We start from the raw sequence: 12949 nt of genomic DNA, 5'->3' as shown, positions 1-12949 counted from the left end.
GAGGATCTGCTGGAGCTGGGCGAGCTGTACGAGTCGCTGGGGCAGCCGGACGCCGCCGAGGAGAGCTACGCGCGGATGCGGGAGGCGGTGGCGCGGTCGGTGGCGGGCGGGGTGGACGAGGAGCTGCTGATCGGCCGGTTCGAGGCGGACCACGGGGACGCGTGGGAGGCCGTGGAGCGGCTGGAGGAGGAGTGGCGGCGGCAGCCGGGCATCGAGGTGGCCGACGCGCTGGGCTGGGCGCTGCACCGCACCGGCCAGGACCAGGAGGCGCTGACGTACTTGTCCGTCGCGACGGACAAGACGAAGGGCGGCGGGGTGCGCAGCGCGCTGTACGCGTACCACCTGGGGGTGATCGAGGCGGAGCTGGAACGGACCGGCCCCGCCCGGCGGCACCTTCAGGAGGCGCTCAGGATCAACCCGTACTTCTCGCCGCTGCGGGTGCCGCTCGCCCAGGAGGCGCTGCGGGAGCTGGGCGACGTACCCGACGAGCCGCCGCCCAGCGAGTAGGGCCCGCCGTTACAGGTTGCCCCGCTTGGCCTGCTCGCGCTCGATCGCCTCGAACAGGGCCTTGAAGTTGCCCTTGCCGAAGCCCATCGAGCCGTGCCGTTCGATGAGTTCGAAGAACACCGTCGGCCGGTCCTGGACCGGCTTGGTGAAGATCTGGAGCAGGTAGCCGTCCTCGTCGCGGTCGGCGAGGATCTTCAGCTCGCGCAGGGTGTCGACCGGCACGCGGGTGTCGCCGACCCACTCGCCGAGGGTGTCGTAGTAGGAGTCCGGGGTGTCGAGGAACTCGACGCCCGCCGCGCGCATGGTGCGGACGGTCTGCACGATGTCGTTGGTGTTGAGCGCGATGTGCTGGACGCCGGCGCCGCCGTAGAACTCCAGGTACTCGTCGATCTGGGACTTCTTCTTGGCGATGGCGGGCTCGTTGATCGGGAACTTGACCTTGAGGGTGCCGTCCGCGACCACCTTCGACATCAGCGCGCTGTACTCGGTGGCGATGTCGTCGCCCACGAACTCCTTCATGTTCGTGAAGCCCAGCACCTTGTTGTAGAAGGCCACCCACTCGTTCATCCTGCCGAGTTCGACGTTGCCCACGCAGTGGTCGACGGCCTGGAAGGTGCGCACGGCGGGCGGCTCGACGAGCGGCTCGGCCGCCGCGTAGCCGGGCAGGTAGGGGCCGTCGTAGCCGGAGCGGTCGACCAGGGTGTGGCGGGTCTCGCCGTAGGTGGCGATCGCGGCGAGGACGACCGTGCCGTGCTCGTCCTTCACCTCGTACGGCTCGGTGACGCCGCGGGCGCCGTGCTCGACGGCGTACGCGTACGCGGCGCGCGCGTCCGGGACCTCGATGGCCAGGTCGATGACGCCGTCACCGTGCTCGGCGACGTGCCGGGCCAGGAAGTGGCCCCAGGTGCTGACCGGCTTGATCACCGAGGTGAGGACGAACCGGGCGGAGCCGTTCTCCAGCACGTACGCGGCGGTCTCGCGGTTGCCGTTCTCCGGTCCGGAGTAGGCGACCAGCCGCATACCGAAGGCGGTGGAGTAGTAGTGCGCCGCCTGCTTGGCATTGCCCACGGCGAAGACGACCGCGTCCATTCCCTTGACCGGGAAGGGGTCGTCCTGCCGGGCGGTCGTGTCGGGAGTGTGGTGTGTGGTCTGCGTCATACCGGAAGGGTGGCCCCGCTCTGCAAGGTGCGCAATAGTTCGCGAATCCGCTGGGCAATCTGTTCAGCGGTACGGCCGTTCATACGGTCTTTGTGTACAGGATGACCATCTCAGGGGGTCCCGTGGCGATCGATCATCTGGACGGGCGGATCATCGTGCTGCTGGCCGAGGAACCGCGCATCGGCGTACTGGAGATGTCCCGGCGGCTGGGGGTGGCGCGGGGCACCGTGCAGGCCCGGCTGGACCGGCTGCAGTCGAACGGGGTCGTCCGGGGCTTCGGCCCGCAGGTGGACCCGGCGGCCCTCGGCTACCCGGTCACCGCGTTCGCCACCCTCCAGATCCGCCAGGGCCAGGGCGCCGACGTCCGCGCGCACCTGGCGACCGTGCCGGAGGTGCTGGAACTGCTGACCACCACCGGCAGCGGGGACATGCTGTGCCGGCTGGTGGCCCGCTCGAACGCCGACCTGCAACGGGTGATCGACCGGGTGGTGGGCTTCGACGGCATCGTGCGGGCCTCCACGACGATCGTGATGGAGACACCGGTACCGCTACGGGTGATCCCGCTGGTGGAACAGGCGGCGCGGGAGGGGAGGTGAGCGGGCGGGTCCCGGCGGGGCGGCCGGAGTCCCGGCTCAGCAGCTCGGCACTTCGCCCGTGCCCTTCTCCAGGGCCACCAGGGCGTCGACGGCGCCCTTGAGCGTGGTCACCGGCACCAGGCGCAACCCCTCGGGCAGCTCGGCCTCGGCCTCGGCGCACTCCGCCTTCGGCACCAGGAACACGGTCGCCCCGTCCCGGCGCGCGGCCTGGGTCTTCAGGCCCACCCCGCCGACCGCGCCGACCTTGCCGGAGCCGTCGATCGTGCCCGTACCGGCGATGGTGCGGCCGCCCGTGAGGTCGCCGCCGCCGCCGTCGCCGTCCAGCTTGTCGATGATGCCGAGGCTGAACAGCAGGCCCGCGCTGGGGCCGCCCACGTCGGCGAGGCGCAGCGTGACCTTGACCTTGTCCGGGCTGAGCCCCAGGTGCGTCAGCGCCGCCTGGGTGGCCGAGTCCTGGGACTCGCGCATCTGCGCCAGGTTGTGCTTCTCGATCTCCTTGACGGTGTCGCCCTTCGGATACACCGAGTCGCGCGGCATGACGGCCCGGTCGGTACGGAACCAGTCGCCGACCACGTCGCCGAGGGAGACCCGGGCGTCCGGGCCGGTGGCCTCGATCGTGGTCATCCGCAGCTGCCCGCTGGTCTTCCGCGTCGGCGTGCCGGAGACGGTGATCACCGGGGTGCCCTTGTTCTCGCCGAGCACGTTCGCCGTCACGCCGGGCTGCGCCACGGAGAACGGCAGCGGCGCGAACGCCGCCGTGGCGAGCAGGGCCACGACGGGCAGCGCGCTGACGGCGAGGGCCTGGGGGCGTGTGAGACGTGAGAGCACGGAATCAATCTAACGTGAGGGCGGCGGGTGCCCTCGCCGTGCCCGGCCCGGGTCAGCGCAGTGCTTCCGCGACCTCGCGGGCCGCTTCCACCACCCGCTGACCGACCCGTTCCGGTACGGCGTCGGCCAGCATCACCACGCCCACGCTGCCCTCCACGCCGGTGACCCCGACCAGTGGCGCGGCGGCCCCGCTCGCGCCGGCCTCCAGCTCGCCGTGGGTGAGGGTGTAGCCGGGGTCGGCGGACGGCGACTGGCGCGCGGCGAGAATGGCCCTGCCCGCGGCTCCCCGGTCGAGGGGGTGGCGGAAACCGGCCCGGTACGCCACGTGGTAGTCGGTCCAGGTGGGTTCGACCACGGCGACGGCGAGCGCCTCCGAGCCGTCCACCAGCGTCAGGTGCGCGGTCGCCCCTATGTCCTCGGCGAGGGAGCGCAGTGCGGGCAGCGCGGCCTCGCGTACCAGCGGATGCACCTGCCTGCCGAGCCGCAGCACGCCGAGGCCGACCCGGGCACGGCCGCCCAGGTCCCTCCGGACGAGCGCGTGTTGTTCGAGGGTGGCGAGCAACCGGTACACGACGGTCCGGTTCACCCCCAGTCTGGTGGACAACTCGGTGACGGTCAGCCCATGGTCCGTGTCGGCCAGCAGCTTGAGGACGCGCAGTCCCCGGTCGAGCGTCTGGGAGGTCTCCGCGGTCACGACGCCCACTCCTTCGGCGGTGAGGTCGGCGGGTCCCTGAGCGGCGGATGCGTCACCGAGTCCCGTCGGCGACGCGCTTCAGAGGCCGCCGATCGGCAGGACGGCCCGGCGGCTCCAGGCCCTGTCGCTTCACGGCTGCGCTCCGCGGCGGCGCTGCCACGGGGCGTGTGCGTAGCCGGACAGTAGCGAAGCGGGTTCGCTGAGCGGAAGTCTCGGTCCAGAATCCGGGCAAGGCCGGATCCGGCCTGGCTGTATTCGTCCGGATACGCACACCGGGTGGCGTCGAAACCGAGTCGAACGGGGCCCCCGTACCCCGGGACCGAGTCGGGTGGGCGGGGAACCGGCGGCGCGGGCGACCGTCACTTCATCCGCGTCGCCCACTCCTGCACCTTGGCGATCCGCTGCCGCAGCTGTCCCGCCGTGGCCTCCGCGCTCGGCGGCCCCCCGCACACCCGCCGCAGCTCGGTGTGGATCACCCCGTGCGGCTTCCCGCTCTGGTGCACGTACGCGCTGACCATGGTGTTCAGCCGCTTCCGCAGCTCCATCAGCTCCTTGTGCGTGACCACCGGCCGCCGCTCGGCCGGCAGCTCCAGCAGGTCGGCCTCCGTATCCGGCTTCTTCCGGCTGTGCGCGATCTGCCGGGCCTGCCGCTTCTGCAGCAGCAACTGCACCTGCTCGGGCTCCAGCAGCCCCGGGATCCCCAGGTAGTCCTGCTCCTCCTCGCTGCCGGGGTGGGCCTGCATGCCGAACTCGGCGCCGTCGTACAGCACCCGGTCGAACACCGCGTCGGACTCCAGCGCCTCGAACGGCAGCATGTCCTGCTCGCCGGTGTCCTCGTCCTGCTGCTTGTTCGCCTCCTCCATCTCCTTCTCGGATTCGGCGTACGGGTCCTCCTCGCCCTCCTTCTTCGGCTTGTCGAGGGCGTGGTCCCGTTCCTTCTCCATCTCGTTGGCGAAGGTCAGCAGGTCGGGCACGGTCGGCAGGAACACGGACGCGGTCTCGCCGCGCCGCCGGGACCGTACGAAACGCCCGACGGCCTGCGCGAAGAACAGCGGTGTCGAGATCGTCGTGGCGTACACCCCGACCGCGAGCCGCGGCACGTCGACGCCCTCGGACACCATGCGCACGGCGACCATCCACCGGTCGTCGCTCGCGCTGAACTCGTCGATCCTCTTCGAGGCGCCGGCGTCGTCGGAGAGCACGAGCGTCGCCTTCGTCCCCGTGATCTCCCGGATGAGCTTGGCGTAGGCGCGCGCGGAGTCCTGGTCGGAGGCGATGACGAGCGCGCCGGCGTCCGGGATGGCCTTGCGGACCTCGGTCAGCCGCTGGTCGGCGGCGCGCAGCACGCTCGGCATCCAGTCGCCGCGCGGGTCGAGGGCCGTACGCCAGGCCTGGCTGACCGCGTCCTTGGTCATCGGCTCGCCGAGCCGGGCGGCGACCTCGTCACCGGCCTTGGTGCGCCAGCGCATGTTGCCGCTGTAGGAGAGGAAGATCACCGGCCGGACGACGCCGTCCGTGAGCGCGGACCCGTACCCGTACGTGTAGTCGGCGGCGGACCGCCGGATGCCGTCCGCGCCCTCCTCGTACGTCACGAAGGGGATGGGGTTGGTGTCGGAGCGGAACGGCGTACCGGTCAGCGCCAGGCGCCGGGTGGCCGGTTCGAAGGCCTCCAGGCAGGCCTCGCCCCAGGACTTGGAGTCACCGGCGTGGTGGATCTCGTCCAGGATCACCAGGGTCTTGCGCTGCTCGACCCGGTTGCGGTGCAGCATCGGGCGGACGCCCACACCGGCGTACGTCACGGCCACGCCGTCGTACTCCCGGCCGAGCGGACCCGCGCTGTACTCCGGGTCGAGTCTGATCCCGATCCGGCCCGCGGCCTCGGCCCACTGCTTCTTCAGGTGCTCGGTGGGGGCGACCACGGTGACCTGCTGCACGACGTGGTGGTGCAGCAGCCAGGAAGCCAGGGTCAGCGCGAAGGTCGTCTTGCCGGCGCCGGGCGTGGCGACGGCGAGGAAGTCGCGCGGCTGCTCCTGGATGTACTTCTCCATCGCCCCCTGCTGCCAGGCACGCAGCTTGCTGGCGGTACCCCAGGGGGCCCGGCCCGGGAAGGCGGGCGAGAGGTGATGGGAGGAAGCGGAGGTGGCGGAGGATGCGGCGGTGGTAGTCACGGTCTCCGTGGATCAGGGTCGGGCGGCTACGTACGACAACCGGGCCACCCTACCGGCGCCGCCCCGCGAGCACGGCGTGAACGAGCCGGGGCCGCCCCAGGGTGGGAGGCACATCACAGAAGCCCCCTGATCACCGTCGGTCACTCAGTTCCCGGGGGTGCGTTCCCGCAGCCGTGTCGTCACCCAGGAGCCCACCAGCGCCACCGCGGCCATCGGCAGGAAGACGGCGGCGAAGGCGGCGGGACGCCCGCCGTCGCCCGCCGCGGTGGCGGCGGTGCTGCCACCGCCCAGGGCGGCGAAGGCCGCGCCGGCCGCCGCCAGCAGGACGACGTTGGACAGCGCGTCGGAGATCTGGAGCGCGGCGGAGTTGGTGCCCGCCTCCTCGGGGGCGGACAGCTTCAGCAGCAGCACGCTGGTGGAGGAGATCACCAGGCCCATCCCGAAACAGCCGACGCCCCACGCGGCGGCGACGGTCCACACGGGCACGGAGTGGATCAGCACGCTGGGCGCGGTCAGGATCGCGGCGGCGACCAGCACCATGCCCAGGGTCATCAGCCGCTCCCGGTACGGCGCGAGGCGCGGGCGGGACTGCGCGAACGAGCCCAGCGCCCAGGTGGCGCCGCCGGCCGCGAGCGAGAACCCGGCGAGGGTCGGCGACAGCCCGCGCTGGGTGACCAGCATCAGCGGCACGAAGGACTCGGCGGCGATGAAGGACCCGGCCGCCAGCCCGCGCAGCAGCACCACGGACGGCAGACCACGGGCGGCCCGGTAGGTGCCCCGGGGCAGCAGTCCGAGGACGGCGGGGATCAGCAGGGCCGCTCCGGCCAGCCCGGGGAGCAGGGAGAGCGGCCGCAGGTCCTGGGCGGCGTACTGGAGGAGCCCCGCGCCGAGGGAGATGCCGAGCGCGAGCCGGATCCGCCGCCGGTCGAAGGCGGCGGCACCGGCCCGCTCGTCCACCGGGCCCGCCGCCCGCCGGCGTATCTGGGGCAGGGCGAGGGCGAGCGGGAACACGACGAGGACCGGGATGCCGAGGAACACCCAGCGCCAGCCGAGCTGCTCGGTGACGGCACCGGAGGCGAGGGGGCCGACGATGGACGGTACGACCCACCCGGCGGCGAACGCGGCCATGATCGCGGGCCGCAGCCGCTCGGGGTAGGCCCGGCCCACGACGACGTACAACGCGACGATGACCAGCCCGCCGCCCAGCCCCTGCACGGCGCGGCCGAGGATGAACACCCACATGACCCGCGCGGTCCCGGCGACGACGAGGCCCGCGGCGAAGGCCGCGATGCCGGTGGTCAGGGCGCCGAGCGGGCCGCGCCGGTCGGACCACTGCCCGGCGAGCACCATGCCGAAGAGGCTGGTCGTGAAGTACCCGGAGAAGGCGAACGCGTACAGCGCCACGCCGTCCAGCTCCCGTGCGGCGACCGGCATCGCCGTGCCCACGGCGGTCGCCTCGAACGCGATCAGCACGACGACGGACACGATGCCGATGCTGAGCGCCCGGTACGTCCGGCTCAGCACGCCGGCCGCCTGGTCGGCCGGGGGATCGAGGACGGCGGGGTTGCGGGATTCGAGGGCGCTCATGCTGGTCAGGCTAAGGCGCACCACCGGCTTTGACCCCTGTCAGGAGCCTCACCTCCCCTCATCCCTTGGTCGTACACCCGCCGCCCCTTCGTGAACGGCGTATGGCAGTCGCATTGCACCGCCCGCCCCCCTCTTGAGCCCCGCCCACCCCACCCCATACGTTCATCTCACCAACACGGCCGCAACGCCCCGCCGCGGCCGAGCACGACAATCCGACACGGCCGTGTGCCCGAGTGGTTCAGGGACTCGCCTGCAAAGCGAGTTACGCGGGTTCGATTCCCGCCACGGCCTCCGAAGCCGGTCCGACCGGCACCCCGGAGCCCCTGACGCCCGTCAGGGGCTCCTGCCGTCGAGCCCTGGGCGAGATCCTTACCCGACCACGCGAATACCGGCGTTGCCCCATGGACGGCGCAGCGGCAGTCCGAGGCCGGGCGCATCGAGGCGGCGGACGCGACCTGGCACGTCTGCCGCCGCCTGAACGGTCGTCACCGGCATGCCGAGCCCGGCGGATGGCCGGGTGCGTCAGAGCAGACCGCTCGTCCCGTCCTGGAGCACATGCGTCCAGTAGTGCCAGGTCGTGTCCGGGAGGGTGCCGGTGGGGTCTATGGACCGCAGGGTGTGGACCAGGAGGGCGACCAGGTGGTCGTAGGCGTCGGTGGTCAGTTCGTGGCCCAGGTGGGTGTCGATCACGCGCTCGTGGTGGATGAGCCACAGGGTGAACGCCAGGGTGGAGACGTCGGTGTTGAGGGGGTGGAGCGTCGCGTCCGGTTCGCTGAACGTCAGGACCGTGCCCGTTCTGCCGTCCACCACCAGGCTGGTCTCGTCCCTGAGCCGGCCGAGGCGGATCAGGTGGTCGCAGTGGGCCGGGAGGTCGGTGACGGGGCGGTCGGGGTGTTCCTCGGTGAAGTACTCCCGGAGCGTGGGCAGCGGGACGTCCGTGTCGGCCTGGTACAGGACCGCCGACTCCGGCAGTCCCGTCTCGCGCAGGAAGCGGCGCGTCGGCTCGTGGGTGAGCGTCGGCGGGAAGTCGACCTCCTCGAAACGGGTCACCCTGCCGTGCCCGAACTCCTGGTCCAGCACCCGCGCGGGCACGTCCAGGGCGAGCCCCGAGGCCGTACCGGGGCCGGCGACCAGGGCGAGGGGGCGGATCAGGGCCGCCGCCTTCCAGTACGGCGGGACCTCGCCGTTGGAGTCCTCCTCGAAGAGGGTGAGGAGGCGGCGGGACGCCTCGGTCACGGTCCGCGGACCGTACTGGCCGGCCAGGGAGGCGAACCGGCCGCGCAGGCCCGCGAGTTCCTCGGTGACCGCCGCGAAGCGCAGCAGCGTGTGCAGGGACGGCGCTAAGGGGCGCGCGTCGTGCGGATCGCGCAGGAACGCCGTGGTCAGCTCGCCCGTGGCGCCGTCGAGCAGGATCGACTCGCGCTCCATCCCGGCGGGGGTGAGCAGTTCGCCTATGACCAGCCGGCCGCGCAGTTCCTCCGCCAGGCGCAGGGGGCCGTCGGCGGCGTCGGCGAGGGTGCGCAGGCCGTGCGTGCGCAGCGGGGAGAAGGTCAGCAGGTCGGTCACCGCGGGCAGGCCGGTGCCCGTGAGCAGGCCGCGCGTCGGCGCGTGTGTGACGTAGCGGTCCAGTTCCGCCTCGGTCAGCGTGATCGCCGGAGTCCCGGCGTCGGTCGTGCTCATCGCTCCCCCGCGATCTTCCCCTTGCGTGACGGGCCCGCGCACACCGTCGTACGCGGCCCCGGGCAGGTGCCCCCACCGCTTCGCAGCCTACGCCGCCCCACTGACAACGGCCGCCACCAGGCAAGACGTCGACGGGGCCGGGCACGTTGCCTGCCCGGCCGGACCGGCGTGCGGGGCTCCGCACGCCGTCCGGCTCAGGTGAAGTAGACCCCGCCGAGGACAACGGCCAGTGCCGCCACGGCGAACAGCAGGATCCACAGCGCCAGCCTGCCCGGCCCGGGAGGGGGTTCGTAACGCGGCTCGCCGGACGAGGCGGCATCGCGCGGCTCACCCGGCGAGGGAACGTCGCGCGGCTCGTCCCGGGCGTCCGGCCGTGTGCTCATCGGTCCGCGGCCACCGCCGCCTGCGGGCGGATCGGGAGGCGGTTGACGGGGCGGCCGGTGGCGGCGCGCACCGCGGAGGCGATCGCCGCCGGGGCCGTCACCACCGGGACCGCGCTGACCGACTTGGCGCCGAAGGGGGCGACCACGTCCCGCTCCTCCACCAGCTTGACGATCCGGATGTCGGGGGCGTCCAGGGCAGTCGGCAGGGCGTAGCCGGTCAGGTCGGGGTGGCGGACCAGACCGCGGGGTGTGCGCAGGTTCTCGGTGAGGGCGATGCCCACGCCCTGGGTGACGCCGGCCTCGATCCGGGCCGCCAGCTGGGCCGGGTTGAGGACCCGGCCGACGTCCTGGGCGACCGCCAGCTCCACCACCCGTACCGAGCCCAGCTCGACGTCCACGTCCACCACCGCGCGGATCGCGCAGAACGCGAGGCCCACGAAGGCGTCGCCCTGCCCGGAGGCGTTCAGCGGCTCCGTCGGGTGCGGGCGGCACTGGGCCGTGGCCCACAGCTCCTTGCCCTCCAGCGCCTCCATGACGGTGGTCGACAGCACCCCGTCGTACGAGGTGATCTTGCCGTCGGTGATCTGGAGCAGCTCCGTCGACATGCCGAACTTGTGCGCGAGCGGCTGGAGGAGCTGGGTGCGGACCATCTTCGCCGCGCGTTCCACCGCGCCGCCCGACACCCAGGTGTGCCGGCCCCGGCAGCCCGCGCCGGCCGGCGGCTGGTCGGTGTCGACGGGCGCGACGTGGACCTCCTCGATGCCGAGGGTCTCCTGGACGATCTGCCGGGCCAGCGTGGTGAAGCCCTGGCCGGTCTCCACCGCGGCGCACAGCACGGTGGCCACCCCGTCGTGCACCTTGACCGTGGCCGTGGACACCTCGTCGGCGCCCTCCGCGCCCAGCATGTGCACCATGCCCAGGCCGTAGCCGACGCCCCGGCGCACCGCGCCCGGTTCGCCCGCGCCCTCGGGGCCGCCGGGCAGCAGCCACTCCTCCTCGGGCGTGTCCTTCGGCAGCGCGGGCAGCGGGAAGTCGCGTACCGCCTGGAGGAGTTCGGCGACCGGCGCCGGGCAGGTCACGGTCTGGCCGATCGGCAGGACGTCCCCGGTCGCCAGGACGTTGCGCAGCCGCAGCTCGGCCGGGTCCAGGCCCAGTTTCCGCGCCAGTTTGTCCATCTGCGCCTCGTAGGCGGCGCACACCTGCATGGCGCCCTCGCCGCGCACATGGCCGGAGGGCGGGTTGTTGGTGCGCACGGCCCAGCCCTCGATGAACGCGTTCGGGACGACGTACGGGCCGCACGCGAAGGAGACGGCGGCGGCCAGGGCGTCGGCGGAGGTGTCGGCGTACGCGCCGGCGTCCAGCAGGATCTGCGCCTCGACCTTGACCAGCCGGCCCTCGGCGTCGGCGTGGTGGCGGTAGCGCAGCAGGGTGGGGTGGCGGTGGGCGTGGCCGAGGAAGGACTCCTCGCGGGTCGCCGTCAGCTTCACCGGGCAGCCGGTGCGCAGCGCGAGCAGGCCGAGCGGGAGCTGGAAGCCCTGGTCCTCGCGGTCCGCCGTGGCGCCGGGCACCCCGGTGACCACGATCTTCACCCGATCGGGGGACAGGCCGTAGCAGGCGGCGGCCGTGTTGCGGTCGGTGTGCGGGTCCGTGGAGGCCAGGTACAGCTCCACCCCGCCGTCCGGGCGCGGCACGGCCAGACCGGCCTCGGCGCCGATGGGGGCCGGGTCCTGGCGGCCGATCCGGTACAGGCCCTCGACCACGACCTCGCCGACCGCCTCGGGGTCGCCGTGGCGCAGCGGGATGTGCCGGATCAGGTTGCCGTCGGGGTGCAACGGCTCGGCCTCGAAGGCCTGTTCCGGGTCGGTGACGGGGTCGAGGACCTCGTACTCGACGATGACGGCGGCGGCGGCCATCCGCGCGGTGTCCGGGTGGTCGGCGGCCACGGCCGCGATGGGCTCGCCGTGGTGGCGTACGACGTCGGAGGCGAACACCGGCCGGTCGGGCGTGCCGCGGCCGTGGCGGGGGGTGCCGGGTACGTCCTCGTGGGTGATGACGGCGCGGACGCCGGGCATCTCGCGCGCGTGTGTGGTGTCGATGGACACGATGCGCGCGTGCGCGTGCGGGGAGCGCAGTACGGCCGCCCACAGCAGGCCCTCGGCCCACAGGTCGGCGGCGTACGGGAAGGTGCCCTCGGTCTTGGCGCGGGCGTCGGCGTGCGGCAGGGAGACGCCGAGGCCGTGCGGCGACGGCTCGGCCTCGGGGGCGGTTTCCGCGGCGGTGGTCGCGATGCCGGCTTCGTTGCTCACGCCTGGCCTCCGTCCTGGCCGTAGTGCTGCTGGTCCTGCGGTCCCGGGGGCGTGCTGCCGTACGGGTCCGGCGTGTCGTACGGCTCAGCGGGCCGGGGGGCGGCGAACGCGCCGGGGGCCTCGAAGGCCGACGCGTGGACGCCGCCGGAGCCGGGGGCCGCCTGGTGCGGGATGCGTGCCTCGTCCGCGTCCGTCTCGTGGCCGGCGTGGGACGACGCCTCGCGCTCGGCGACGACCTCCTTGACGGCCTCCAGGACGCCCCGGTAGCCCGAGCAGCGGCACAGGTTGCCGCACAGCGCCTGCCGGGTCTCCAGCTCGGTCGGCGCCGGGTTGCCCTCCAGCAGGTCGTGCACGGTCATCGCCATGCCGGGGACGCAGAAGCCGCACTGCACGGCGCCGCAGCGGGCCAGCGCGCGCTGGACGTCGGAGGGCCGGCCGTCCACGGCCAGGCCCTCGACCGTGCGGACCTCGCTGCCGGCCGTGGTGACCGCCGGGACCAGGCAGGACGCCACCAGCCGGCCGTCCACCTGGACGTTGCAGGCCCCGCACTCGCCCTGCGAGCAGCCGTCCTTGGCGCCCGCGAGACCGAGCCGTTCGCGCAGCACGTAGAGCAGCGACTCGCCGATCCAGGCGTCCGTGACCGGCCGGTCGGTGCCGTTGACCCGCAGGACGTAGGAGGCGAGGGGGTGGTCGTCGTGCGGCGGCAGGGGGGCGGCGGGAGGCTCCTCGGCCGTGTCGAGGGCGGGTTCCGGGGTTCCCTCGGCGTCCCGGGACTCCTGGGCGTCCTGTCCCTCTTGGGTGTCGTCGGTGGCGCCGTCGTCCCCGGGCGGCTCCGTGGCGGCGGGCGCCTCTTCGGTTTCCGCCCGGAGCGGGGACGCGGCGGCCTCGGGTACGGCGGTCCCGGCGGGCTCCTGGGCGGTCCCGGCGGCACCGGCGGCGACCGTGTCGTCGGGTTCCGGAGCCACGGTGGGTCCGGCGGCGGGAGCCGGGTCGTCGGGAGCCGCTGCCGGGTGGACCGTCGTCCCCGGGTCCGCGGGGGCCT

11 protein-coding genes and 1 tRNA gene are annotated in these 12949 nt (G+C 73.3%); 3 read left to right on the top strand and 9 right to left on the bottom strand.

Going from position 1 to position 12949, the window contains the following annotated elements:
* A partial coding sequence (locus H5J33_RS09705) for a tetratricopeptide repeat protein (protein ID WP_399552796.1) occupies positions 1-507 on the top strand: 507 nt, incomplete at its 5' end.
* Between the two features lie 9 nt (positions 508-516).
* Here the strand turns inward: H5J33_RS09705 and hppD are convergent.
* The gene (gene hppD, locus H5J33_RS09700; protein WP_181794478.1) at positions 517-1665 is read right to left on the bottom strand and encodes a 4-hydroxyphenylpyruvate dioxygenase; all 1149 of its coding nucleotides are present in this window, start codon (positions 1663-1665) and stop codon (positions 517-519) included.
* Between the two features lie 122 nt (positions 1666-1787).
* Between hppD and H5J33_RS09695 the strand changes: the two genes are divergently transcribed.
* Positions 1788-2261: an Lrp/AsnC family transcriptional regulator gene (locus H5J33_RS09695; protein ID WP_181794477.1), complete on the top strand. Its 474-nt coding sequence runs from the start codon at positions 1788-1790 to the stop codon at positions 2259-2261.
* Between the two features lie 36 nt (positions 2262-2297).
* On the opposite strand, the gene H5J33_RS09690 is transcribed toward H5J33_RS09695, so the two are convergent.
* The 4 genes from H5J33_RS09690 to H5J33_RS09675 all read right to left on the bottom strand — a co-directional run bounded on the left by H5J33_RS09690 (position 2298) and on the right by H5J33_RS09675 (position 7538).
* Positions 2298-3089 (bottom strand): S16 family serine protease, encoded by a 792-nt coding sequence (locus H5J33_RS09690; protein WP_181794476.1) that lies wholly within the window; start codon positions 3087-3089, stop codon positions 2298-2300.
* Positions 3090-3141: 52 nt separating this feature from the next.
* Positions 3142-3783, bottom strand: a complete 642-nt coding sequence (locus H5J33_RS09685) for an IclR family transcriptional regulator (protein ID WP_181794475.1) — start codon at positions 3781-3783, stop codon at positions 3142-3144.
* A gap of 359 nt (positions 3784-4142) precedes the next feature.
* Positions 4143-5951 carry a DEAD/DEAH box helicase gene (locus H5J33_RS09680; protein WP_181794474.1) on the bottom strand — a complete coding sequence of 603 codons (1809 nt, stop codon included), beginning with the start codon at positions 5949-5951 and terminating at the stop codon, positions 4143-4145.
* A 144-nt stretch (positions 5952-6095) separates the two neighbouring features.
* Positions 6096-7538: an MFS transporter gene (locus H5J33_RS09675; RefSeq protein WP_181794473.1), complete on the bottom strand. Its 1443-nt coding sequence runs from the start codon at positions 7536-7538 to the stop codon at positions 6096-6098.
* Positions 7539-7757: 219 nt separating this feature from the next.
* Between H5J33_RS09675 and H5J33_RS09670 the strand changes: the two genes are divergently transcribed.
* Positions 7758-7829, top strand: a tRNA-Cys gene (locus H5J33_RS09670).
* A gap of 231 nt (positions 7830-8060) precedes the next feature.
* Here H5J33_RS09670 and H5J33_RS09665 read toward each other — a convergent pair.
* The 4 genes from H5J33_RS09665 to H5J33_RS09650 form a co-directional block, all read right to left on the bottom strand.
* Positions 8061-9218 (bottom strand): SUKH-4 family immunity protein, encoded by a 1158-nt coding sequence (locus tag H5J33_RS09665; protein WP_181794472.1) that lies wholly within the window; start codon positions 9216-9218, stop codon positions 8061-8063.
* 194 nt (positions 9219-9412) lie between these two features.
* The gene (locus H5J33_RS09660; RefSeq protein WP_181794471.1) at positions 9413-9601 is read right to left on the bottom strand and encodes a hypothetical protein; all 189 of its coding nucleotides are present in this window, start codon (positions 9599-9601) and stop codon (positions 9413-9415) included.
* Positions 9598-11907 carry a molybdopterin cofactor-binding domain-containing protein gene (locus H5J33_RS09655; protein WP_181794470.1) on the bottom strand — a complete coding sequence of 770 codons (2310 nt, stop codon included), beginning with the start codon at positions 11905-11907 and terminating at the stop codon, positions 9598-9600. Before H5J33_RS09655 ends, H5J33_RS09660 begins: the two co-directional genes overlap by 4 nt.
* Positions 11904-12949: (2Fe-2S)-binding protein (locus tag H5J33_RS09650; RefSeq protein WP_181794469.1), on the bottom strand; the 1046-nt coding region annotated here is incomplete at its 5' end. The genes H5J33_RS09650 and H5J33_RS09655, both read right to left, overlap by 4 nt.

The organism is Streptomyces sp. WELS2 (assembly GCF_013870595.1).
GTDB lineage: Bacteria > Actinomycetota > Actinomycetes > Streptomycetales > Streptomycetaceae > Streptomyces.
The sequence above is the reverse complement of the archived record's forward strand: the minus strand, read 5'-3'. Positions and strand labels throughout refer to the sequence as shown.